The organism is Nocardia sp. NPDC050408 (assembly GCF_044458905.1).
Classification (GTDB): Bacteria; Actinomycetota; Actinomycetes; order Mycobacteriales; family Mycobacteriaceae; genus Nocardia.
In genome coordinates, this window is record NZ_JBITIL010000004.1 from 470,325 (window position 1) to 493,745 (window position 23,421).

At 64.9% G+C, this 23,421-nt stretch carries 24 protein-coding genes and 1 pseudogene; 15 read left to right on the top strand and 10 right to left on the bottom strand.

Annotated elements, in window-relative coordinates; genetic code table 11:
• The first annotated feature begins 50 nt into the window (after nt 1-50).
• From ACIBJI_RS15465 to ACIBJI_RS15475, 3 genes are read left to right on the top strand one after another with little or no spacing between them, the layout of a single operon-like run.
• Nucleotides 51-857 (top strand): ABC transporter ATP-binding protein, encoded by an 807-nt coding sequence (locus ACIBJI_RS15465; RefSeq protein WP_364343792.1) that lies wholly within the window; start codon nt 51-53, stop codon nt 855-857.
• Entirely contained in the window at nt 847-1,734 is an 888-nt protein-coding gene (locus ACIBJI_RS15470; protein ID WP_364343789.1) for an ABC transporter permease, read from the top strand. Before ACIBJI_RS15465 ends, ACIBJI_RS15470 begins: the two co-directional genes overlap by 11 nt.
• 2 nt (nt 1,735-1,736) lie before the next feature.
• A complete protein-coding gene (locus ACIBJI_RS15475) occupies nt 1,737-2,789 on the top strand; it encodes an ABC transporter substrate-binding protein (protein WP_364343786.1) in 1,053 nt (350 codons plus the stop codon).
• A gap of 60 nt (nt 2,790-2,849) precedes the next feature.
• Here ACIBJI_RS15475 and ACIBJI_RS15480 read toward each other — a convergent pair whose 3' ends face one another.
• Nucleotides 2,850-3,614, bottom strand: a complete 765-nt coding sequence (locus ACIBJI_RS15480; protein WP_364343783.1) for a siderophore-interacting protein — start codon at nt 3,612-3,614, stop codon at nt 2,850-2,852.
• Between the two features lie 110 nt (nt 3,615-3,724).
• Between ACIBJI_RS15480 and ACIBJI_RS15485 the strand changes: the two genes are divergently transcribed.
• The 4 genes and pseudogenes from ACIBJI_RS15485 to ACIBJI_RS15500 all read left to right on the top strand — a co-directional run bounded on the left by ACIBJI_RS15485 (nt 3,725) and on the right by ACIBJI_RS15500 (nt 7,195).
• On the top strand, nt 3,725-4,552 hold the full coding sequence (locus ACIBJI_RS15485; protein WP_364343780.1) for an NADPH-dependent oxidoreductase: 828 nt from the start codon (nt 3,725-3,727) through the stop codon (nt 4,550-4,552).
• A gap of 93 nt (nt 4,553-4,645) precedes the next feature.
• The gene (locus ACIBJI_RS15490; RefSeq protein ID WP_397084585.1) at nt 4,646-6,076 is read left to right on the top strand and encodes an amino acid permease; all 1,431 of its coding nucleotides are present in this window, start codon (nt 4,646-4,648) and stop codon (nt 6,074-6,076) included.
• A gap of 138 nt (nt 6,077-6,214) precedes the next feature.
• Nucleotides 6,215-6,391: pseudogene (locus ACIBJI_RS15495) on the top strand (hypothetical protein); the annotation flags it as partial.
• A 144-nt stretch (nt 6,392-6,535) separates the two neighbouring features.
• Nucleotides 6,536-7,195, top strand: coding sequence for a class I SAM-dependent methyltransferase (locus tag ACIBJI_RS15500; RefSeq protein ID WP_364343774.1), 660 nt, complete (start codon nt 6,536-6,538; stop codon nt 7,193-7,195).
• Nucleotides 7,196-7,197: 2 nt separating this feature from the next.
• On the opposite strand, the gene ACIBJI_RS15505 is transcribed toward ACIBJI_RS15500, so the two are convergent.
• A complete protein-coding gene (locus ACIBJI_RS15505) occupies nt 7,198-8,583 on the bottom strand; it encodes a flavin monoamine oxidase family protein (RefSeq protein WP_396955368.1) in 1,386 nt (461 codons plus the stop codon).
• A gap of 165 nt (nt 8,584-8,748) precedes the next feature.
• Here ACIBJI_RS15505 and ACIBJI_RS15510 point away from each other — a divergent pair, with 165 nt between their 5' ends.
• Entirely contained in the window at nt 8,749-8,958 is a 210-nt protein-coding gene (locus ACIBJI_RS15510; protein ID WP_364343768.1) for a hypothetical protein, read from the top strand.
• Nucleotides 8,955-9,698, top strand: coding sequence for a hypothetical protein (locus ACIBJI_RS15515; protein WP_364343765.1), 744 nt, complete (start codon nt 8,955-8,957; stop codon nt 9,696-9,698). Before ACIBJI_RS15510 ends, ACIBJI_RS15515 begins: the two co-directional genes overlap by 4 nt.
• Before the next feature lie 344 nt (nt 9,699-10,042).
• On the opposite strand, the gene ACIBJI_RS15520 is transcribed toward ACIBJI_RS15515, so the two are convergent.
• Nucleotides 10,043-11,455, bottom strand: a complete 1,413-nt coding sequence (locus ACIBJI_RS15520) for an MDR family MFS transporter (protein ID WP_364343762.1) — start codon at nt 11,453-11,455, stop codon at nt 10,043-10,045.
• Nucleotides 11,456-11,798: 343 nt separating this feature from the next.
• Between ACIBJI_RS15520 and ACIBJI_RS15525 the strand changes: the two genes are divergently transcribed.
• On the top strand, nt 11,799-12,194 hold the full coding sequence (locus tag ACIBJI_RS15525; protein WP_364343759.1) for a hypothetical protein: 396 nt from the start codon (nt 11,799-11,801) through the stop codon (nt 12,192-12,194).
• Entirely contained in the window at nt 12,194-12,757 is a 564-nt protein-coding gene (locus ACIBJI_RS15530; protein ID WP_364343756.1) for a hypothetical protein, read from the top strand. Before ACIBJI_RS15525 ends, ACIBJI_RS15530 begins: the two co-directional genes overlap by 1 nt.
• A 52-nt stretch (nt 12,758-12,809) precedes the next feature.
• Here the strand turns inward: ACIBJI_RS15530 and ACIBJI_RS15535 are convergent, their stop codons facing one another.
• Nucleotides 12,810-13,556, bottom strand: a complete 747-nt coding sequence (locus tag ACIBJI_RS15535; RefSeq protein ID WP_397084589.1) for an LGFP repeat-containing protein — start codon at nt 13,554-13,556, stop codon at nt 12,810-12,812.
• A gap of 158 nt (nt 13,557-13,714) precedes the next feature.
• Between ACIBJI_RS15535 and ACIBJI_RS15540 the strand changes: the two genes are divergently transcribed.
• On the top strand, nt 13,715-14,731 hold the full coding sequence (locus tag ACIBJI_RS15540; RefSeq protein ID WP_397084591.1) for an NADP-dependent oxidoreductase: 1,017 nt from the start codon (nt 13,715-13,717) through the stop codon (nt 14,729-14,731).
• A 15-nt stretch (nt 14,732-14,746) separates the two neighbouring features.
• Here the strand turns inward: ACIBJI_RS15540 and ACIBJI_RS15545 are convergent, their stop codons facing one another.
• The 5 genes from ACIBJI_RS15545 to ACIBJI_RS15565 all read right to left on the bottom strand — a co-directional run bounded on the left by ACIBJI_RS15545 (nt 14,747) and on the right by ACIBJI_RS15565 (nt 17,967).
• Nucleotides 14,747-15,733, bottom strand: coding sequence for a zinc-binding dehydrogenase (locus ACIBJI_RS15545; RefSeq protein WP_364343747.1), 987 nt, complete (start codon nt 15,731-15,733; stop codon nt 14,747-14,749).
• Between the two features lie 14 nt (nt 15,734-15,747).
• The gene (locus ACIBJI_RS15550; RefSeq protein WP_040695933.1) at nt 15,748-16,170 is read right to left on the bottom strand and encodes an organic hydroperoxide resistance protein; all 423 of its coding nucleotides are present in this window, start codon (nt 16,168-16,170) and stop codon (nt 15,748-15,750) included.
• Nucleotides 16,167-16,622 carry a MarR family transcriptional regulator gene (locus ACIBJI_RS15555; RefSeq protein ID WP_364343743.1) on the bottom strand — a complete coding sequence of 152 codons (456 nt, stop codon included), beginning with the start codon at nt 16,620-16,622 and terminating at the stop codon, nt 16,167-16,169. Before ACIBJI_RS15555 ends, ACIBJI_RS15550 begins: the two co-directional genes overlap by 4 nt.
• A gap of 78 nt (nt 16,623-16,700) precedes the next feature.
• The gene (locus ACIBJI_RS15560) at nt 16,701-17,060 is read right to left on the bottom strand and encodes a hypothetical protein (protein ID WP_364343740.1); all 360 of its coding nucleotides are present in this window, start codon (nt 17,058-17,060) and stop codon (nt 16,701-16,703) included.
• A gap of 58 nt (nt 17,061-17,118) precedes the next feature.
• A complete protein-coding gene (locus ACIBJI_RS15565; protein ID WP_364343737.1) occupies nt 17,119-17,967 on the bottom strand; it encodes an SAM-dependent methyltransferase in 849 nt (282 codons plus the stop codon).
• Nucleotides 17,968-18,250: 283 nt separating this feature from the next.
• On the opposite strand from ACIBJI_RS15565, the gene ACIBJI_RS15570 reads away from it, so the two are divergent.
• From ACIBJI_RS15570 to ACIBJI_RS15580, 3 genes are all read left to right on the top strand, one after another.
• The gene (locus ACIBJI_RS15570; RefSeq protein ID WP_364343858.1) at nt 18,251-18,526 is read left to right on the top strand and encodes a hypothetical protein; all 276 of its coding nucleotides are present in this window, start codon (nt 18,251-18,253) and stop codon (nt 18,524-18,526) included.
• An 83-nt stretch (nt 18,527-18,609) separates the two neighbouring features.
• Nucleotides 18,610-19,605 carry an aminotransferase class I/II-fold pyridoxal phosphate-dependent enzyme gene (locus ACIBJI_RS15575; protein ID WP_364343734.1) on the top strand — a complete coding sequence of 332 codons (996 nt, stop codon included), beginning with the start codon at nt 18,610-18,612 and terminating at the stop codon, nt 19,603-19,605.
• 325 nt (nt 19,606-19,930) lie between these two features.
• Entirely contained in the window at nt 19,931-21,151 is a 1,221-nt protein-coding gene (locus ACIBJI_RS15580) for a cytochrome P450 (RefSeq protein WP_396955374.1), read from the top strand.
• On the opposite strand, the gene ACIBJI_RS15585 is transcribed toward ACIBJI_RS15580, so the two are convergent.
• The gene (locus ACIBJI_RS15585) at nt 21,148-23,331 is read right to left on the bottom strand and encodes a hypothetical protein (RefSeq protein WP_397084594.1); all 2,184 of its coding nucleotides are present in this window, start codon (nt 23,329-23,331) and stop codon (nt 21,148-21,150) included. The genes ACIBJI_RS15580 and ACIBJI_RS15585 overlap by 4 nt on opposite strands.
• Nucleotides 23,332-23,421 lie beyond the last annotated feature (90 nt).

Consider the following 23,421-nt stretch of genomic DNA (forward strand, 5'->3'; position numbering starts at 1 on the left):
GACCGGGCCCACGTAGGTTCGCTCTACCTGATCCGCTAGGAGCAAGAAAAATGACCGAACCACTCATCGAGCTGCGGAGCGCGACGAAGCGCTTCCCCGGCACCGGCGGCGGAATCCACACTGCCGTCCGCAATCTCGACCTCGCGGTGCGACCCGGCGAATTCGTCGCCGTGGTCGGCCCGACGGGCTGCGGAAAGTCGACGACGTTGTCGTTGGTCTCCGGGCTGGAGCCGGCCTCGGCCGGGCGGACGCTGGTGCGCGGCAAGGATGTCCACGGCATCCCCGACGGCATCGGCTACATGTTCCAGCAGGACGCGGTGCTGCCGTGGAAGAGCGTCATCGATAACGTCGCGCTCGGCCCGCGCCTGCGCGGCAAGTCCAAGGCCGAAGCACGCGAACAGGCCCGCGGCTGGGTGCACAAGGTCGGTCTCGCCGGATTCGAGAGCTACTATCCGCATCAGCTCTCCGGCGGTATGCGCAAGCGCGTCGCACTGGCGCAAACTCTGGTCAATGATCCCGAGATTCTGCTGATGGACGAGCCGTTCAGCGCGCTGGACGTGCAGACCAGGCAGCTGATGCAGGACGAGTTGCTGCGCGTGTGGGCGGGCACCGGCGCGGCCGTTATCTTCGTGACCCACGATCTGGAAGAGGCCATCGTGCTCGCCGACCGGGTCGTCGTCATGACCGCCAGCCCGGCCACGGTTTGCGGCAACTTCCCGGTCTCGCTCGAGCGTCCGCGCGATGTCGAGGAGGTCCGGCTCACCAACGAATTCCGGGATATCTACAAGGAAATATGGGAAACGCTGCGCGATCAGGTCGAGGCAGCCCGAGGCAAGGGAGCCTCCCGTGTCGCATAACGTGCTCGAAGATGCGGCGAAGTCCGCGCCCGAGGTCGAAATCGAAACCGAGGAGCAGATTCTCGCACGCGTGCGGACCAACCTGCGCCGCAACCGGCTGCGCACCTGGGGTCTGCGGATAGCGCTGATCGCGGTGTGGCTGGGCGCGTGGGAGCTCACCGCCACGCTGTGGATCGACCCCTTCTTCTACTCCAAGCCCTCGCTGATCTGGGACCGGCTGGTCGAATGGTTCACCGAGGGAACGCAGTTCGGATCAATCTGGCTGCAGATGTACACCACCGTGCAGGAAGCGGTGCTCGGCTTCGTGATCGGCGCGGTGGCCGGTGTCGTTCTCGGCACGCTGCTCGGCCGCAGCCGGTACTGGGCCGAGGTGCTCGCGCCGTTCATCAAGGCGCTCAACGCCGTTCCGCGAATCGTGCTGGCATCGCTGTTCATCATCTGGTTCGGTCTCGGGCTCAGCTCGAAGGTCGCGACGGTCGTGGTGCTGGTGTTCTTCGCCGTATTCTTCAATGCCTTCACCGGTGCGCGTGAGGTCGACGGCAATGTCATCAATAACGCTCGCATCCTCGGTGCGAGCAAGCGTCAGGTGCTGAGCTCGATCGTGCTGCCGAGCGCGACCACCTGGATCCTGTCCAGCCTGCACACCGCCTTCGGTTTCGCGCTGATCGGCGCGGTCGTCGGTGAATATGCCGGTGCCAGTAAGGGCTTGGGTCTGCTGATCAGCAATGCCCAGGGCACCTTCGATTCGGCCGGTATCTACGCGGGCATGATCATCATCACCGTCATCGCTCTGCTTGCCGAATGGGCGATCAGTGCGGCGGAGGGCCGATTGCTGAAATGGCGTCCGTCGCAGGCCACTTCGAGCCACGGGATCTGATCATGCGGTACGTCAAACATCTGACGATCATTCTCGGAGTCATCGCGGCACTGCTGCTGGCGACCGGTTGTCGGGACTCCCGAACCATTCCGATGGCAAACGGGCGGCCCCAGATCACCATTATGGTCGGCGGTTTGGAGAAGGTGATCTACCTGCCCGCCATGCTCACCGAGAAACTCGGCTTCTTCGAGAAGAACGATATCGATGTCAAACTGCTCGGCGAACAGTCCGGCGCGAGTGCCGAAACCGCGTTGCTGACCGGTGATGTGCAGGCCGTGGTCGGCTTCTACGACCACACCATCGATCTGCAGGCCAAGGACCAGTGCCTGACCTCGGTGGTCCAATTCGCCGATGTGCCGGGCGAAGTGGAACTCGTCTCCAAGGCGGATGCGGCCGGTATCAAATCGCTGGCTGATCTGCGCGGCAAAAACCTCGGTGTGACCTCGCTCGGCTCCTCGACCGACTTCCTCACCCAGGCGCTGACCGGGCAGGTCGGGATGACCACCGCCGACTACACGCGCGTGAAAGTCGGTGCGGGACAGACCTTTATCGCGGGTATGAACCACAACGGCATCGATGCGGGCATGACCACCGACCCGACGGTCGCCACCATGGTGAACTCCGGTGAGGCGAAGATTCTGGTGGATATGCGGACCGAGGAGGGCACCCGGGCGGCATTGGGCGGGCTGTATCCGGCATCGTCGCTGTACATGCGCTGCGATACCGTCGACGCGCATCCGGATATCGTGCAGAAGATCACGACCGCCTTCGTGCAGACGCTGCAGTGGATCAAGACGCACACCGCTGAGGAGATCGCCGACAAGATGCCCTCGCAATACGCGAGTGCGGGCCGGGATCTCTATGTCCAGTCCATCCGCGACTCGATCGGCATGTTCAACGGCACCGGCCTGATGAAATCCGAAGGCGCCGAGAATGTGCTGAACGTGCTCGGCAAGTATTCGAAGAATGTGGCGCCCGTCAAGGACCGCATCGATTTGTCGAAGACCTACACGACGCAGTTCGTGCAGGAGGCGCTGCGCGCGAATCAGCAGTAGCGACACCACGAAATCCCATGGCGACCGGCGAACATCCGCTCGCCATGGGATTTCGGCCGTTCACCTGGTCGGCGCATCCTCGGTGTCCTGGGCCTTGAATTCGGCCTTCCACTCGCGGAAGCCCTCCTCGGTGCGGCCGCGCCGCCAATAGCCGGAGATCGAGGCCGCCCAGTCCGCGGAGATGCCACGCTCGCGGCGGACATAGCGGCGTAGATCCTGCATGACGGCGCGCGCCTCGCCGTGGATGAAGACCTGCACCTGGCCATCGCGCCACGTTGCCGCACGCACGGCTTCGGCCAGCACATCGCCCGGCTCGCGTGCACCGCGATGCAGCCAGGTCAGCTCGATGCCGGCCGGCTTGTCCAGCTTCAGTTCGTCATCTTGTCCGGCGACCTCGACGAACGCGTACCCGACCGCATCGGCGGGCATCCCTTCCAGCGCGGTCGCGATCGCGGGCAGTGCCGCCTCGTCACCGGCCAGCAGGTGCCAGTCGGCGTCGGCGCGCGGCGCATAGGCTCCGCCCGGTCCGAAGCAGTCGATGGTGTCGCCTGGCCGGACCGAGGCGGCCCAGGGGCCGGCAATGCCCTCGTCGCCGTGGTAGACGAAGTCCACGGCCAGTTCACCGGCATCCGGATCGACCGAGCGCACGGTGTAGGTGCGCAGCACATCGATCCCGTCGCGCGGGTAAATGAACTTCACGTACGAGTCGGTGAACTCGCTCGGCCGGAACGTGGCGAATCCGGGTCCGCCGAAATGCACCCGGATCAGATGCGGGGTCAGCCGCTCGGTGCGCTGCACCGTCAGAGTGGTGCGGGGTCGTGCCAAGGTAACCTCCACTATTTCTAATTAGGCTTGCCTTACCAACCGTACCCGGTTCGGTTCATGCTGAGGGTTACCGCAGACGGGCGCACCGTACATGTCACAGGATGATCGGCATGACGCAGACCGTGCCGAGCCCCGCCATCGCCGTCCAGCAGCGCTATCGGGATCCGAATCCGACCGAGCCCGCCGAGTGGAATCCGGTGCTGCAGGTGCTGCACGAACACCGCTCGGTGCGCCGCTACCTGGCCGACCCGGTCTCCGACGACACCCTGCGCCTGCTCATCTCCGCGGCCCAGTCCGCGCCGACCTCCTCCAATCTGCAGGTATGGAGCGTCATCGCGATCCGCGATCCGGCGCGCAAGGCCCGCCTCGCCGCGCTCGCCGGCGGGCAGGCGCATATCGAACAGGCCCCGGTGCTGCTTGTATTCACCGCCGATTTCGCCCGGCTGCGCCAACTCGCCGACGATCGCGAAGCGCCGCTGGTCGGAGCCGACTACCTCGAATCGAGCTATGTCGGTTTTATCGACGCTGCCCTCGCCGCGCAGAATGCCGTCGTCGCCGCGGAATCCCTCGGCCTCGGGACCGTCTATATCGGTGCGATCCGCAACAATCCGGAACAGGTTGCGGCGGAACTGAAACTGCCCGAGCAGGTGTTCGCTGTCTTCGGGCTCGTTGTCGGACACCCGGATCCGAGTGAGGACGCCCGCGTCAAACCGCGCCTCCCACAACCGGCCGTACTCCACCATGAAACCTACGACCTCCCCACTCAACGCACCCACGTCGCGGCCTACGAAGACCGCATCGCCGAGTTCTATGCCGAACAGCAACTCGCGCACTCCTGGACCGAACGCGTCCTGGCCCGCCTGGCCTCCGCCGCCAGCCTCAACGGCCGCCAGCGGCTCCGCGAGTCCCTGGCGAATCACGGCTTCCGCCTGCACTGATCGCGGTGTGGTTCGGGTCGTGCGGCAGTCCGGTGGTGCGGCCGGTAGCGTGACGGGCTGATCGATCTCGAGCTCCAGGCGAAGGACCGCACCATGACAGCCTCTGACCGTCAGCTACAAGCTGAATCGGCGCCCACCGACCCGGCTGTATCCGGTGAAGAGGGCTACTCCCGGGGGCTGAGCCCGCGGACCATTCAGATGATCGCGATCGGTGGTGCGATCGGCACGGGCCTTTTCTATGGTGCGGGCGGCGCGATCGAGCAGGCGGGGCCGGGGCTGATCCTGGCCTATCTCGTGGCGGGTCTGGCGATCTTCGTGATCATGCGAGCGCTGGGGGAGTTGCTGACCTACCGGCCGATCTCGGGCAGTTTCGCCGAGTACGCGCACGAATTCCTCGGGCGCTTCGCGGGATTCGTCACCGGGTGGTCGTACTGGGCGGTGTGGGTGGCGACCTGTATGGCCGAGATCACCGTCGCAGGGAAGTATGTGCAGTACTGGTTCGATATCGCGCCGTGGCTGACCGCGCTGGTGGTGTTGGCGGTCATGTTCTGCGCCAACCTGATCTCGGTGCGGCTGTTCGGTGAGGGCGAATTCTGGTTCTCCGCCATCAAGGTCACCGCGATCGTCGCGATGATCCTCATCGGCATCGGGGTGTTGACGATCGGCTTCGGTCATGCCGCCAACCCGACGGTCACCAACTTGTGGGCCGATGGCGGTGTGTTCCCGAACGGATTCGGACAGTCGCTGTTGGTGCTGCAGATCGTGCTCTTCGCCTACGTCGGCGTCGAACTGGTCGGCGTGACCGCGGGCGAGGCACGGGATCCGCGCCAGACGTTGCGCAAGGCGATCAATACCCTGCCGTTCCGGATCGGCCTGTTCTACGTCGGCGCGCTCGTGGTGATCATGTCGGTGGCCAGCTGGCGCAACTTCCACGCGGGTAAGAGCCCGTTCGTCGAGGTTTTCCAGCAGATCGGTATTCCGGGTGCCGCGGGGATCATCAATTTCGTGCTGCTCACCGCGGCGCTGTCGTCGTGCAATTCCGGCATCTACTCCACCGGTCGCATGCTGCGGACGCTGTCGCTGCACGGGGAGGCGCCTGCGGGGCTGAACAAGCTGAGTTCGCGCGCGGTGCCGTATGTCGGCATCACCGCTTCGGCGGCCGCGATGGTCATCGGTGTGATCGTCAATGTGATCTCGCCGGATAAGGCGTTCAACTACATCACCTCGGTCAGCACCATCGGCATCATCTTCGTCTGGGGCGTAATCCTGGTGTGCCACTTGATCTATCGCGCCAAGGTCGGCCGCGGCGTACTGCCCGCCAGCGATTACCGGCTGCCCGGTGCTCCGATCACTACCTGGTTGGCGCTGGCTTTCCTGGGTTTGGTTGTCGTCCTGTTGTTCTGGACCGAGAGCGGGCGTACCGCGATTATCGTCGGAGTGGTCTGGGGTGTGCTGGTTTGCGGCGGCTATCTGGCGATGACCAAGCTCGGCAAGGGCGGCGCGGTAGCCGAACCGGTGGCCTAGCAGTCCGCACCGGCCTGAGGAGGCACATGGTCACGATCATCGGCGGCGGCATCGCGGACGCGATACTCGCCGGAGCCGTGTGCCGCTTACGCATCCGCGCCCACCCCGAGATGACGTAATCCTTGTGGCGATGCCGATCACACCATCAGCCCCGCTGCGGGCGTAGGCGCTCGCGATGCTATCGAAGACGCCGTCGCCCTCTACCGTGCCCTCGTCGCGAAGGCCTCGATAGCGGAGACCATGGTGAACCGCCGCCGCCAGATCCTCAGCGAGCGAGCGGAGGTCGCCGAGGCCTTCCGGCGCGGCTGCAGCTGATGTCGGCCGGTTGCCCGACGCCGAGTCGATCGCTATCTGGCGAGAGTTGACCAGGAACGGCAGTTGCTCGTCGTCGAAGTGTGGCAGCGCGTCCGGGTCATCAAGCGGTCGTGAGCGCTCTGGCCCTCGTGCGAGACTGGCTGGATGGCTGTGAATCGAGATGCCGATGCCAGCAGGTTGGCCGCGGAGTCGATTGCGAAGGACGATCCGACGGGGTGGTTCGAGCGGCTGTATGCCGAGGCGGCCGCCGGGGACGCGGTCGTGCCGTGGGATCGCGATCAGCCCAATCCAATGCTGGTCGAGTGGGCCGAGCGGCGCGCTGCGGACGGTGTCGGGCGTCGGGCACTGGTGATCGGATGCGGGTACGGGCAGGACGCGGAGTACATCGCGCGGCTCGGCTTCCTGAGCACCGCCTTCGATATTTCACCGACCGCGATTGCCGAAGTGCGACAACGATTTCCGGAGTCGTCCGTGGAGTATGTGGTGGCCGATTTGCTGGATCCTCCCGCCGCGTGGCGGAATGCGTTCGATCTGGTCGTCGAGTCGATTACGGTGCAGTCGATGCCGGTGTCGGTGCGCGACACCGCGATCGCCAATATCCGGCGGTCCGTGGCACCGGGCGGTCAGTTGATCGTGATCGCCGGAATCCGAGCGGAGGGAGAGCAGGTCAGTGGACCGCCGTGGCCGCTGACCTGGTCGGAGGTCAATTCGTTTGCGGCTGAGGGACTTCGGGCAGTGGAGATCGAAGCGAATCACGAGACGCAACGGTGGCGCGCCGAATTCATCCGCTCGACTGCGAGATGAGGTCAGCCCACCGCTGTGGGCTTTCGGTCCCCAGTGACCAACGCGGTGATCTCGGCGGCGGCTCGCTCCCCCGAGCGGATCGCTCCATCCATATAGCCCATCCATATGGTCGCGGTTTCGGCTCCAGCCCAATGGATTCGGCCGATCGGTGCGCGCAGGGCCGGCCCGTATTCGGTCCAGGTGTTGGGTGGCATGAAGGCTCCGTAGCAGCCGCGGGTCCACTCGTCGGCGGACCAGTCCTTCTCGATGTAGTCGATGGGTGTGGCCGCCGTCGGGCCGAAAAACCTTGTGAGACTGGAGATCACGATGTCGCGGCGTTCTTCGCGCGGGTAGCGGCCCAGTCGTCGGGCATCGCCGCCTTCCAGGAAGGCGAGCAGCACACCGGGATTCCCATCCGGCGGGGAGTTGTCGAAGGTGACCTTCACCGGTCCGGTGGCGGCGGTGACCTGCCCGGACAAGCCATCGGCACGCCAGAAGGGTACGTCGTACACGGCCATGGTCTTGATGACCGAGCCGTTCGGCATGCGCTGGGTCAACTGGTCGCGATCGGCTGGCAGCGCGGGGGAGTACAGCAGCCGGCCAGCCAGCGCTGGACTCATTGCCACGATCACTCGGCGGGCCAGGATTCGAATCTCATCGCCGTGTACGACAACGGCCCCCTCGGACTGCTCGATCTTGCGCACCGGCGTATTCAACAGCACATGCTCGCCCAACTGCTCCGCCAGCGCCAGCGCGATCCGCTGCGAACCGCCCACGATCCGGGTTTGCTGTGCGCCACCGTCGGTTTCGATCATCGAATCCACACCGCCACCGGCATTGAGATAGGCGAGCAGATGCAGCAGTGACACGTCGGCAGGGTCCGCGGCCCACACCGCTTTGCAGACCATCGTGATAGCCCGGCGCGCGATCTCCGAATGTAGATTGCGCCGCATCCACGACTCGACGGTCTCGGCATCCCACTGCCGTGCCCGGGCCGCCGACCATGGTGCCGCCGCTGGCACCGCGCGCGACATTCGATCCAACCGCTGCAGACCGATATAGGCATCCAGCAGTGCGGCGGAGGCGATCAACGGAATCCGACCGCGATAGCGCCGCAGTTTCCCGCGATGTTCGAACAGGTGCCGACCGGCGGTGTAGGTGGGAAACGTCTCCAGTCCCAATTCCTCGATCAGCGCCAGCACCCGATCCTGACCGGGACCGACCCACTGCCCACCCACCTCGACGATCTTGCCGTCCCCGATCGGATGGTTCAGCGTTCGACCACCCACCCGATCCCGCGCCTCGACGACCACCGCATCGAATCCGTCGCGACGCAACTGCCGAGCCGCCGTCAATCCGGCCAGTCCGCCGCCGATCACCGCGATATCCACTGTGTGCTCGATACCCATGGCGACCACCGATCCACCCGTGACCGATCGATCGACGACTCGGTCGTATGCTCCGACGTTAGGGCATACGACCCCGGCAATGCCCCGAACAGCACCGTTTCCTTGCATCGAGCCGTAAATCGCCCCACTGTGATCATGAACCCGATGTGCCCGACGGAGGCAACCATGACAGAGCACACGCTGGCGGAACTGATATCCGAGGATCTACCCCCTGGCATTGCCGCGCTGAGCCCGGAGCACCAAGCCGAACTCGCCCAGGCGGTCGTCGATGCCCGATGGCGGCAGGCCGACGAGCTCAAGGCCGCGGCCCTCGGAATGCTCGACTTTCTGCCGCGTTTCCTGCGTGGCCCGGTCAAGAAGGCGGCCGGACTGTGACGGCGCAATTGCTGAAACTCGCCCGGACACTGGGTGTTCCGGTCGAACAGCTGGCCTATCTGGCCGACGTACCCGATGCGGATCTGCGTGAGTTCCGCCGTCAGGTCACGGATCTGTTCGTGGCCGGACAGGAGGCTGGACTGCATCGGGTTGCCCAGGCGTCCAAGGTGATTCCGACGCCGATCACCGCGAAAATGGTCGCGCGCAGCCGCGGTGCGCTGCTCGCGGCCCGGATGTCGGGCGTGCTCGACCCGTCACACGCGGTAGAGGTTGCCAAGCGTCTGCCGGTCGACTTTCTCGCCGATATCGCCGCCCGACTCGATCCACGCCATTCCGCGGCCATAATCGGTGCTCTGCCCGAGGCGACTATTGTCGCGGTCGGCAAAGAGCTCGCGGCACGCGAAGATTGGATCACCCTCGGCGATCTGGTTGCCTCGATCTCCGATACCGCGGCCCGCGCCACCGAATCCGCACTCGATGGCGTCGCACTCGTCCGCTCGGCCCACCTCGTCGACGATGCCGCACAGCTGGAACGCTTCGTCAACCTGGCTTCTCGAGATAAGATCATCGAAATGCTGTGGGCCACAGCTGAATACGATCTGTGGTCGGAATATCGCGGCGCGCTGGACGTGCTCTCCGAATCCGCGATAGACGCGGTCCGCGCCGCCGCCGAAGAGTTGCCGGTCGAGCAGCGCGATCGCGCGCTGACCGAAATCGCCGATCGGCGTTCTGCTTGGTAACGACGGATCCGACCGGTCACTCGCTGATCGTCGGGCGAGGCAGCCGCGCCTGCGCATCGCGCGGATCGAGTTCCTGATGGCATCGGCACAGACCACGACCGCCTAGGTGTCGTGGTCGCAGGGCTGTGGTGGAGGCGGACACGTTCGCCGAAGGCGGGGCGCTGGATGTCGGCCAGGGCTTCGAGGCGTGTCGGCGGGCATCGCCACCGCGGTCAATGGCAATTGGCGTGCCGCGGAAGCGGATCAGCAGCGATGGGCTGCGCGAATTCGCCGCCAACAGGCTCTGGCAGCTGCGCCGCGGCTTGGTCCGCGACTTCTGGGTGGACGCACAGCCGCCGAAATCGCTAGGCGGCGTTCGTGCCCAGGCGCGGCATCATCGCGGATGCGGTCACCATGACCAAGGCCATCGCGGCGACCGCGAGAAAGACCAGATGCACCGCCGAGGACAGCAGTACCGGAGCCGGGTGGTCGGTGTCGCCGACGCGTGAGTTCACGATCGCGCCGAATATCGCGACACCGACCGAACTGCCCAATGATCGGGCGAACATATTCGCCGAGGTGACCACGCCGCGCTCGGACCATTCCGCCGTCGTCTGCGCCGCGATCAAGGTGGGTGTTGCGACCAGGCCCATGCCGGTGCCGATCACGAAACACGAAGCGGCGACCTGGATCAGCGAGGAATTCTCATCGATCAGCAGCGTGGTTGCGGCACCTATCGTGGCCAGGGTGCTGCCGATCAGCGCGGTCGCGCGAAAACCAATGCGCAGGTACACCTTTCCGGCCTGTGATGCGGCCAGCGGCCAGCCGAGGGTGAGTGCGCCGACGGTGAGACCGGCGATCAGTGCCCCGGTGCCGAGCACACCCTGGGTGAAAGTCGGCACATAGGAGGTCATGCCGAGCAGGATCGCGCCGACCAGCACCGAGACCAGACTGCTGGCGATAATGACCCGTCGCGTGAAAACCCACAGCGGCAGAATCGGATTCGCGGCTCGTCGCTCGACCAGAGCGAACAGCACCAGCACCAATGCGCTGCCGAGGAAGATGCCGATGCCGGTCGGCGACGACCAGGCCCAGGCCTGTCCACCCTCGAGCAAACCGAGAATCAACGCCCCCGCGCCGACGGTGAGCAGTGCCGCACCGAGATAGTCGACGCGCTGCTTGCGGCGAGGGGTGCTCTCCTGGAAGTTACGGACCAGCATCCACCCGGCGAGTGCGGACAGCGGGATATTGATCAGGAAGATCCAGCGCCAGCTGACGTATTCGGCGAACAGTCCACCCAGTAGCGGTCCCACGACCGCCGAGATCGCCCACACACTGGCCAGATAACCCTGAACCTTGGCGCGTTCGGTCAGCGTATAGAGGTCGCCCGCGATGGTCATGGTCATCGGCAAGATGGCGCCCGCGCCGATGCCCTGTACCGCGCGGAAAATGATCAGGCCCAGCATGCTCGTCGCCACACCGCACAGCAGCGAGCCGAGCGCGAAAACCGCGATGCCGAACAGGATTACCGGTTTGCGCCCGACCGTATCGGCAACCTTGCCGTACACCGGAACCGTAACTGCTTGTGTCAGTAGGTAAATCGAGAACAACCATGGGAACTGCGAGAATCCGCCGAGGCTGTCGGTGATAGTCAGCACCGCGGTCGCGATAATGGTGGAATCCAGCGCGACCAGCCCTGTCGCGAGCATCAGCGAAGCAAGGATCGCACCTCGATCGGATCGCAGACCGACGGACGACTCCACTGCCTCGACTGCCACCGACCGGCCCCTCTCCTTCGCTCCACTAACCACCCCGGAGCAACGTATCGCGGCCGCAGCTATTCCCGCACGGAATTATTTCGGGGCTAGGTCGCGATCTGCTGTGCCGTCACCTTGTGGTGGCCTTGTGGCTGGGCACGCATACGTGGGAGCGCCAGGGTGCCGGTAAGAGGGCCCGGCTCCTGAGGCGGTCGTGAGCTTGGTGTGCACGTTCTACTGAATAGTTACGTGCTTGCTGTCGCCGATGCCCTGAAATAGCCTGCTAGATAAGGTGCTGAAACTTCTCAGGTTGTTTATCTACTATTCGTCTCAGTAGTTGTAGCACTGAGGCAAAGGGGCCATGATGCATCGAACAACAACCATGAGCAAGCGCGGTGGAGCACGAGGCAGAGCCCTCGCATTGCTTGTCGGCGTGATCACCCTGGGCACGGTGGTCGGCGCGGGCGAGGCGCTCGCGATTCCGGACGCGCGCTCGGACCACTTGAACAATCGCAGCAGTACCAGCGGTCGCGACACCACCGGCTGGCATCACATCGATCCGTTCGGCTACCACCACGCCCCGCAGAATTCGTTGCGGCGCAACGAACAACAGAACAATCTGCGCGAATACCGCAGCCAGAACGAGTCCGGCACCGATGCCTCCGGCAACCCCACCGGCGGCACGACGACATGGACCCGGGTACCGCGCCCGGACGGTGACGGCTGGACAGTATGCCGCGCCGCGGCAAGGACTTGCTGATGATCACGACTGTGCGAAAGGTCGAGGCATCCACCCTGCTGACGACCGTCGCGGTCACAGTGGGCGCCCTCGAATTCGGTGCCGGGACCGCATCAGCGAGTACCCGGGAACTCGGTGCCGCGACCGCAGCGGCGAGTACCCGAACCGTCGGATCCACTGTCCCCTGTCTCTGGGCGGGCACTACGCACGTTCGAGGCGCGACCGTCGTCGCAGGCGGTCGCGACTTCCGTTGCGAAACCGACAGCCGCGGCGCACCGCACTGGTCGAAGGGCGGGCCGACGAACCGGCCGAGTTCCGTGCCGAACCCAGGTGCGTACGCACATCCGGTCCGGCTGTTCAGCGCGGGCGCACACCAGCCAGGCACCGAATACACCGACTACTGCGTCGGCAACCAGCTCATCGACGGCGCTGACCATGTATACCGGGTGGTCGCGGACAGCAAGGGTGGGCTGCATTGGAAGGCCGCGGGTCCGATTTCGGACTGGACCTTCGATCCCGATTCGCCGCGCCCGGGACCGTCGTCGCGTACCGCGAGTCTGTGCTACGACGGCGGCCTCACCTGATCGCACCTGCGAGATGCGGTGTGGCGCAACGTAAGCGCCACACCGCATCTTTCTAGGGCTGCCAGGTGATCCGATCGCCCTGGAAGTCCTGCGCTTTTCCGCCCTGGTAGTCGTATTCCTCGCCCGTCGGGAATCCGTACCGCCCGGATTCCGCGCCATTGGACACCCACAGATCGCGGATCGCACCCCAGACGACATGTGCACCGGAACGTGGGGACCAATAAATCGCGCCACCGGGGAACAGGTTGTAGCGGCCGTTGTCCGCGCGCGCGGCCGCCTCGTCGGTGAGCGGGAACCCGAGCGCACCGCTCTCCCAGCCGTAGGACCCCCATTTATCGCGGATCGCGCCGCCGATCTGGTGCGCGGCGGTGCCGAGGGACCAATAGATGGATCCGCCCTGGAAAACGTTGTAGTTGCCGAAGCCCGACGGTGTGGACAGCTGACGGGTGACCGGATAGCGCAGCACACCGGTCTCCCAGCCGAGGTCACGCCATTTGTCGCGGATCGGACCGCCGACCTCATTGGCGCCGCTATCGGAATGCCAGTAGATCGAGGCATTGCGCTCGAACGCCTGATACCGGCCGCCGTTGGCGGCATCGAGTTCGGGACCGGTCGGATCGCCGAGCGCGCCGGGGCCGCCCACCTGGTCGTATTCGACCTCGATGGCTCCGCCGACGTCGAACGGACCGACAGGGCGGGCGGTTGCGGTGCCGAGGCCGACGCTCAGCAGCAACGCCAGTGCGGCGGTGGTCGTGAGTGCTGTCCGCGCGGGGCGTACGGTGCGAAATTGCGGCGCCAAATTAACTCCTGAGCAGGTCGTAGTCGAATACGAACTTCGGTGAAGCCGCGAACTGTCGTCAGGGGAGTTGACAGCCCTCTATCCATGGCAGCGCGATATCTGTTAGCCAACCTAGCTATTCCGTGCTTCGCTGAGTGGCTAGCGATAGGGTAAGCCATATGGTCGAGTCGACGAGGATTGTGCTGGCTTCCCGGCCGGAGGGCGCGCCCAACCCGGCGAATTTCCGCATCGAGACCGCGGCACTTCCCGAGCCCGGTGCGGGCGAGGTGCTGCTGCGCACCCTGTATTTGTCCCTCGATCCGTATATGCGCGGACGGATGAGTGCCGCCAAGTCGTATGCGGCGCCGGTCGAGATCGGCGATGTGATGGTGGGTGGCACCGTCGCCGAGGTGCTCGAATCCCGGGACCCCTCCCTCGCGAAAGGTGATGTGGTGCAGGCCTATTCGGGCTGGCAGACGCATCAGATCGCGCCCGCGTCGGGCCTGCGCAAGCTGGATCCGGACAAAGCGCCGATATCGACCGCGCTCGGCGTGCTCGGTATGCCCGGGTTCACGGCGTACTCCGGGCTATTGAAGATCGGGCAGCCGAAGGCGGGGGAGACCCTGGTCGTCGCCGCGGCCAGCGGCCCGGTCGGTTCCGCCGTCGGCCAGATCGCCCGCATCAAGGGGGTCCGGGCGGTCGGCATTGCGGGTGGCCCAGAGAAATGCGCCTATGTGCGTGAAGAATTGGGCTTCGATGCCGCAATCGACCATCGCGCACCGGATTTCGCCGATCAACTGGGGGCCGCGGTACCCGATGGCATCGATATCTATTTCGAAAATGTCGGTGGTGCGGTGGCGGACGCGGTATATCCACTGCTGAATACCTATGCGCGCGTGCCGGTTTGCGGACTCATCGCGAATTATAACGTGACCGGCGCAGCAGCGGGACCCGATCGCCTGCCCGACTTCTACGGTCGCATTCTGACCAAGAGTCTAACTGTGCGCGGATTCATCCAGAGTGAATTCGTCCAGGAGATGTACAAAGACTTCCTGCGCGAGATGTCCGGCTGGATCACCGAGAACCGGGTCCGCTACCGCGAGGACATTGTCGAAGGCCTCGAGCATGCACCGGAGGCGTTCATCGGCATGCTCGAGGGCCGTAACTTCGGCAAACTCGTGGTGCGAGTCGGGTAGCGGACTCGGATCGGACTACACCGGTTGCGGCGACAGCGCGATCTTGGCCGACCGCCCCGGTGTTTCGCTCGCTGCTGCGGCATCGGCGGCGGACTCCAGCGGATAGACGGCCTCCACATCGAGGCGCAGCGCACCGGTCGCCGCCATCCCTACGAGTTCACCGATCAGGCGCCGCATATCCTCGCCGCTGGTCTGCTCGGCCCGCTTGGAGCCCCAAAAGCCCTTGACCACAGCCTGTTTGAAGATCAGCGGACCCGGATTGATGGACAGCGGCTGGCCGGACAGTGCGCCGAACGAAATCAGCTCACCGTCCTGGCCCAGCAGCGAAAGCAGCGCATCAGCTGCCCGCCCACCGACCTGGTCCACGGCGCGCACGATCGGCGCACCCGCCGTCGCCGCGACAGCGTGGTCGAGCCAGCCCTCCGATTCGGTATCGAAGACCGGTTCGAAACCCAACTCCTGCAACGACTTAACGGAAGCTGGGCCGCGAACCAGATTGAGCACATTGAGACCGCGTTGCCGCGCAAGCACATTCACCAGGCGGCCGACCGCACCATTGGCGGCATTGATCGCAATCCAGTCACCGGGCGAAACCCGCAGATCCTCGAGCAGCATCAGCGAACTGAGCGGCATCGCGAGCAACTGTGCTGCCGTCTCATCGGAAATGCTGTCCGGCAGCGGAACCACCTGCGTCGCCTTGGCCAGGAAATACTCGGCCCACACATTGTGGATGCCGGAAACGCTCACGCGCTGACCGACTTCCAGTCCGTTCACATCCGATCCCAATGCATCGATCCGGCCAACGGCCTCGGTACCAGGAACCGCGGGCAGCGCGGGCTTGTAGCCGTAGACCCCGCGAATGGTCGCCAGATCGTGGTTGTGAATGGGCGCGAGGATCAGCTCGATCCGCACCTGTCCGGGCCCGGGTTCGGGCGTCGGCTGCTGTGCGGTGGTGAGCACATCCTTCGGCTCGCCGAAACTTTCGATGACTACGGCACGCATGTGGATTCCTTTCGTCAGTCGTCGGCGAGGGTGACCTGGACGTCGATATTGCCGCGGGTCGCATTGGAGTACGGGCACACCTGGTGCGCCTTGTCGGCGATGGTCTGCGCCTCGGCGGGAGACAGGTGCGGCAGCGAGATCTCCAGGGTGACGGTCAGCTCGAAGCCACCGTCGTCGTTCGGCCCGATGCCGACCTTCGCGCCGACCGCGGAATCGTCGACATTCGCGCCTTCGCGCTTGCCGACCAGGCGCAGCGCACTGTGGAAGCAGGCCGCGTAGCCCGCCGCGAAGAGCTGCTCCGGGTTGGTGCCCACGCCGCTGCCACCCATTTCCTTCGGGGTGTTGAGCGCGACGTCGATCTTGCCGTCCGAGGTGCGGGCGTGGCCGTTGCGTCCGTCACCGGTCGCGAGGGCTTCTGCGGTGTAGAGGGCGGTCATGGCTGACTCTCTTTCGATCGAGGGTGGGACATCAGCGAATCGGCAAGTCGCCGAAGGGTTTCGCGTAGAGCGGTGAATTCATCGGGGGACAGGCCGCTGGCCTCGCCCATTTCTGTTGGCAGGCAACGGGCTTCGGACCGCAATTCGCGGCCGCGCTCGGTCAGTTGGATATCGACGCGCCGTTCGTCGGCCGCTGCCCGGTGACGTTCGACCAGGCCTGCCGCCTCCAACCGCTTGAGTAGCGGCGACAGCGTTCCGGAGTCGAGTAGCAGTACTTCGCAGAGGTCGCCGACGCTGCGGCCGTCGCGTTCCCACAGTGTCAACATCACCAGGTACTGCGGGTAGGTGAGCCCGAGGCGTTCGAGCTTCGGGCGATAGACCGCTGTCATCGCCCGCGACGCGGCATAGAGCCGGAAGCACAACTGCTCGTCGAGGGTGAGGTGATCGGTCATGTCCACTACGGTAGTGGGCAATTAAATTGTGCACAACCCAACTGCGTATGCTCCACGTCACACCCCCTATCGATCCGCTCAGCTGGCGACGCTGCCGCCGCCGATGCCCAGGTAGACGATCATCATTGTGAACAGGAACCAGCCAGCGCCCTGCCAGATCGGCCAACTCCGGCCACGCCGCCACACGCGATAGGTTTGCACGAATGCGCAGATGCCGCCGAGCATCAGCACCACGGTCGGGCCGGTCAGGATCGCGGTTTTAGCGGCGGTGTCACACAGCATCGTCTCCGCGGCCGCGCACGCCCTGCGTTGCGCCGCCCATATCGCGGTGATCACGAAGACGAGCGCGGCCACCACGAGCACCGCCGCCACGTAGATCGCCACCCGGCGAAAGGTCCGCTCGTCCGCCGTCCACCGCTTCTCCAGATCGTTGACCATGATCGATCACCTCAGGGGTGGAGTTGCCGAGGGGCGCCGAGCCAAACGTCGGTCGGTGTCAGGCCTTGCGGCCCACGCCCGCCCAGTACCACGCGGATTCCGGATCGGCCTGGATCGCTCGCACTCGATCCGATATGCCACCGATCAGCTCCGGATGCCAGGTGACGACAGGAACGACGCCCGGTTCGACGATTTCGGTTCCGGCGAATAAGGCTTCGGTTTCGGCACGGCTGCGAGGATTGAATGTGATACCGGCGGATTCGGCCGAGGCCACCACCCTGGCCATGGCGCGGGCGTCGAAATCAGCGGTGGGATGGGTGATCACGAGGTAGCTGCCGGAGGGTACCGATTCCAGCAGGTTCTCGATAATGGCGTGCGGATCGTCGTTATCGCGGAAATACATCATGATCGCGACCAGCATGATGGCGACCGGACGGTTGAGATCCAGAGTCGCGGTCAAGGAGGGATCGCGCATTATCGACGCCGGATCATGCAGATCCGCATGTATGAAGGCTGTTTTGCCCTCATGGGTGCTGGACATGAGCGCCCGCGCGTGCGCGAGGACGATGGGGTCGTTGTCCACATAGGCCACGCGCGCGTCCGATGCGATGGCCTGGGCGATTTCGTGGGTATTACCCGCGGTGGGTATGCCGGTGCCGATATCGAGGAACTGGGTGATGCCAGCGTCGACGATGTAGCGCACGGCGCGGCCGAGGAAAGCCCGGTTGGCTCGGGCCATACGGCGGATCGCCGGAATATGGGTGGCTATGGCATCGCCGAGCGCACGGTCAGCCGGGTAATTATCCTTTCCGCCGAGCCAATAATCGTAAACACGAGCTTCATGAGCCACACTCGTGTCGATTTTGGTCGGCAACCCAGTGGCGGTTTCAGCCCAGCTATCCGGCATGACGATTCCCTCCTGTGGGCGGGGCGGGGTGTCGGGTCCCGCAACCGCCGAGCCGCCCTCGGTCGGCGGCCCTATCCGGCGAATTTTCCTCGCTCAGGATAGGGGTGGCGAACGTCCGGCAGGCTGGGATTCGGGCTGCATTAGGGGATCGATTTCGGTGTGTCGGCTGCGTCACATGATCTTGATGAGGTTGAATCTATGAGGTCAACGCGCTGCAGCGGTTCATTGCGAAGTCTCTTCTTCTCCCGGCACCCCGCATGCGACAAGGAGCATGAAAGTGAGCATGATTCTCGCCGCGTTACACGACACCGTACTAGCCGAGATCAGTAATCCGACACCGGAGGCGCCGCCGATGGCGGACAAACTGATGCAAATGGGCCAGTATTTCACCTGGCTGATTCAGTTGTCCGGAGTCACCGCCATTACCTACGGCGGTGGTCGGTTCGCCTGGGAAAAATGGTCCGGGGGCGGGCTGCAGTCGCCGAAGATGATTGCCAGTGCGATGGCCGGTGGCGCGGTCGCCGCTAGTGCGGGCACGATCATGAATTCCGTTCTTTAGCGACCGCACAGCATCCGTTCGAATCGAGCGCCCGCACGAATAGTCGTGCGGGCCTTCATCGACCCTGAGCGAGGGGATTCGATATGTCGCCGGCCTCGGAACTGGAGCATCGGCTCGCGCTCACCGAAAATCCTTATGGCCCGTTACCATCCGTGCGTGCCGCGCTGCGTGGCGCACGGGTGGCGGCGAACCGTTATCCGGAGTACCTGCCGCGCAGGCTGCCCGGGATGATCGCCGAAAGGCTCGGTATGCCGCCCGAGCAGGTGGTGGTCGGCGCGGGTGCCACCGGGGTCATCACGTATATCCTGCGCGAGTTCGTCGCGCCCGGCGACGGTGTCGTGATGGCCACGCCGACCTTCGACGGATATCCGCTGCTGACCGAGGCCATTGGCGGTCGGGCCGTCGAGATTCCACTGACTGCGGACGGTCATCAGGATCTCGACGCCATGGGCGATGCCATCGATATGCGCACGCGGGTAGTTGTGCTGTGCAGTCCGCACAATCCGACCGGTACCCGCATCGGACAGGCCGAACTCGAGGGTTTCCTCGATCGAATCGATCCGTCCGTCACGGTCGTGCTCGACGAGGCGTACATCGACTTCGTCGCGGTGGCGGATCGGATGGCTACGACTGACCTGACGGCTCGGTATCCGAATCTGGTTGTGACGCGGACCTTCTCGAAGGCGTACGGAATGGCGGCGTTGCGGGTCGGGTATGCGATCGGCGCGGTGCCGGTGATCGCGCGAATTCGACGGTGGCAGTTGCCGTTCCGGGTGACGGCTCTGGCCGAGGCCGGTGTGCGAGCGTGCTATGACGCTGAGGCGGAATTGGCGGTGCGCACCGCGGCGATCACCCACGAATGCGGTCGGCTCACCGAGGGGTTGCGCGGGCTCGGCTTCGCGGTGCCGACGAGTGCGGCGAATTTCGTGTACCTGGATTCCTGCGGCAATGCCGAAATCGACCGGCTTTGCTCGGCTTTCGAGCGCGACGGAATCCAGGTCAAGCATTGCGGCACGGGTATCAGGATCACCGTCGGCAATGCCGTGGCGACGGATGCGGTGCTTGCCGCGTCGCGCTGAACTCCGGTGGGGGTCCGAGGTCACCCGAGCTGGGGACTTCGCCCAATGACGGACATTCGTTCGCGGACCATAGTGGCACTCGTAAAATCCGAAACTACTGATGCTCGTCACCTACCTAGTCGGTGACTATGAGTGGCGTCAACTCGGTGAGGGGGAGTCGCTGCTGTGGGTTTGTCTGCCGCACTCGCCATTGTTGTTCTACTGTGCCAGGGCTCGGCTGGTCGGTGGTTCAAAAGGCCGTGCGCAGCCCAGCGTTAACGGTACGAATAGCGCGGGCGCACGTTCGGCGGGACATGACTGGCCTGTCAGAGCCCCAGGGAGAGGGATGGCAGCTCGGATGGTGACAAGTCCGATTCCACACCACCAATCGCCGGTCGATCCCGATGATCGACGGGTGGCATTGTTCAGTCCGGAATTCGCCGCGAATCCGCACCATTTCTACCGAGAGATGCGTCGACGCTATGGCGCGCTGGTACCGGTTTATCTTGCCCCAGGTGTACCCGCCACCCTGGTGATCGGTTATCGCGCCGCGATACGAATCCTGCACGACCCCGAGCACTTTCCGGCCGATCCGCGGGCTTGGCAGCAAACTGTCCCGGCCGATTGCCCGGTGCTTCCGGTCCTGGAATGGCGTCCGAATGCGTTGCGTAGCAGCGGGATCGAGCATGCACGCTACCGACAGGCGAATACCGCGAGCATCGGCGAGGTCGATCTACACGCGCTGCACGCCACGGTAGAGAGTCTCGCCGCCCCACTGATCGATGGTATGCCCGAGGCTGGCACGGTCGATCTGGTAGACGAGTACGCCTTCCCGCTCGCTTTCGCGGTCGTCAATGCCATGATCGGCTGTCCCCCTCAGATCGGGGAGGAGGTCGCGGCCGGAATCGCGGCGCTGTTCGACGGTATCGACGCCGACAAGGGCAACGTCCTGCTCGCCGAGGCGCTGGCGCGGTTGATCGCGCTCAAACGAGCCGAACCCGGTGACGACATCGCCACCCGACTGATCCATCACCCGAGCAAGCTCGACGATATGGAATTGATCCACCAACTCGTCGTTCTCTACGGCGCGGGGATCGAGCCGCAGCAGAACTTGATCGTCAACACCTTGCTGCTGATGCTCACCGATGACCGATTCGGCGGCGACATACTCAGCGGGAGCCTATCGACCCGCGATGCGCTCGACGAGGTCTTGTTCACCGATCCCCCGATGGCGAACTTCTGCGTCACCTACCCGCGTCAACCGGTTCTGATCGACGATGTCTGGCTTCCGGCACATCAACCCGTCGTGATCAGCATGGCCGGCTGCAATAACGATCCGGCTATCAGCGTCGGTGAACACACCGGCAACCGTTCGCATTTGGCGTGGAGCGCCGGACCGCACGCCTGCCCGGCCCGCACCGCGGCATACCTGATCGCGCAAGACGCCATAGACCAACTCCTGGACGCCCTGCCAGGTATGCGGCTGGCGATTCCCGCCGAGAACCTGACCTGGCGACCCGGTCCCTTCCACCGGGCCTTGTCGGCCCTCCCGGTCATCCTTTCCTAGATAGGGCCGTGCGGCACCGGCCGCACCGCGATGGTGCTCGAGGTCTCGAGTTCGACCGCTATCCGGGCGCTGCCGGTCGCGTCGGCGGTCACTTCTCGTTCCACCGCACCGTGGATCAGATACTGGCCTCGGGGGGTGAGTTGATCCAGTACTAGCGCGAATCGGCCCGGTCCGAGGCCGGGGCAGACGACAGCGTCCAGGCCGTAACCATCGGAAACTGCTTTCGCCACAAGGACATTCGGATGTGGCAAGTCGAAGATCCGAGGCCCTGCGTTCCATTGCGGTGGCCGGGGGCGCGACATCATGTCGGTGAGGGCGTAGGTGCGACCGAGCCCGCCGAGACCCAGCATGCCGTTGGCATGTAAGGAGGCCGCATCGAAACTCCAGACCCCCGGTTGTCGAGCATCTCCGCTGAACCCCAGCTGCTCGGTCGCCGCTGTCCAGAGTTCGGTGCACCACTCGGATTCTCCGCATTCCTGTGCGAGCAGCATTGCCGCTGCGAATGATTCGGCGTTGGTTGCCGCCTGCGAGCCCCAGTCCGCGACGATCGGAGATTCGGATCCGCCGGTGCCGAGGTGCCGGAACCGGTCGGTGGTCAGCCATTCGCGCAGCAGTATTTCCCATGCGCGCCAGGCGAGGTCGGGCAGTAGCGGCGCGACGAAAGCCGCGACCGACGCGGTGGTTGCCGGTCCTCGGAATGCTCGTGCGGTGAAGCCGAGTCCAGAGGCGATGAAGGAGACGATATCGCCATCGGCGGCGGTGAACTCGCTATCGAGGCCGCGTTGGAAGCGGCGGCTGATGTCGGCGGCGTGGCTGGTCCCGACCAGTGCGTCGAGTATCGCGACGCCCGCCGCGCTCACCGCATTGCAATACGGAAAGACCAGGCCGTGCCTGCGGCGGCGGCCGACCGGCAGCGGTTCGCACGGCCACAGGCCGAGGTCACCGCCGAAGTTCCGGATCACGATGTCGTTGATCGCAGGGTGGTCGTAGGCGAATTCCTCGGTGGGGGACCAGGAGAAGGTCAGCGAGCCGGGTGTGTCGAAGCGGCGGTCACCGGTCGCCTGCCCGAACATGGCGAGTTGCAGGTTGAGGTAGCCGGTGAACATGATGTTCTGTGGCACGTCGATCGGATCCGCGCGTCGCGCGCGAAAGTCCCAATTGCCCAATAGATTCTGGTGGTGCCAGTATCCCCAGACCGCTTGGTCCTGCATGCGTGTGAGGACGGCGAGTTGTGCGCGGTGCAGTGGTCCGCGCAAAGCGGGGGTATGCGAGTATCCGTACATCGCCAGTGCCCAGCCGATGGCATTGAGCTGATACCGGTACTGCTGCAACGGGCCCGCACCCTCGGCGTCGAAACCGTCCCAGTTCTCCAGTGGCTGCGCGGCGATGCTCATCAGATATCGCAGCAATCGCAGCTGATCGACATCGGCCTCGGTCACCTCGGGCGTACCCAGCCGGTGGTCGAGCGGCACCGGATTCGTCCGCGCCGAACCTCGCCGCCCGGCCAAATAGTTTTCCCGTTCGATCCCGAGCCGGCGAGCGGCGCCATGCCGGACGCGCTCACGAATCAACCCGAATGCCGAAAGCCCCACCGCGACAACAGGAGCACCCCACCACACCCATGTCATCGGTCCCGGCATGTCGCCGTGCACCTGCGTCAGCGCCGCGGAGACCGCGGCGGCGAAGAGCACGATCGCCGGCAGGGTCACATAATCCGACCGCGCCACCGAACGGAAGGCAAATGCCCAACTCGCGGCGGCCAGTACGCCGATGAAGGCGGCAATATGACCGGCCACCACGACAAACGTCGGCACGGCCACGACCGCTATTGCGACCAGCGGTGCGACCGCTCCAGCGACCAGCAGACCGCGGCCTCGGCGCACCGCCGCACTAGCGACAGCGACCTCGGCCCAGAGGAGCACGGCGTGGCCGACGACAACCTCGGTAGCGAAGGTGTGGTCGAGCGGCGGCATCGCGTACAACAGACCGGCGCCCGGAATGATGAGTCCGGTGCCGAAGGCCCGCCACGCATCCGACAGCCCGAGAGCTTGGGGAAGGACCGCCGCGGCGGTCCAGACCAGCGAGGTGAGCACTAGAGTGCGCCGCAACCATCGGGAGGTCGCGGGTCCGCGCAGGCGAATATTCGACGTGGACTCCTGAACCGGTGCAGCTGTGCTCATGTCGACTCCTGTGGTGTGCGCGCCGCCGCTGGCCGGGTGGGCACGAGAAGGGCTGTCGTATGCGAGGGTTCGACGAGATGCCCGGAGACG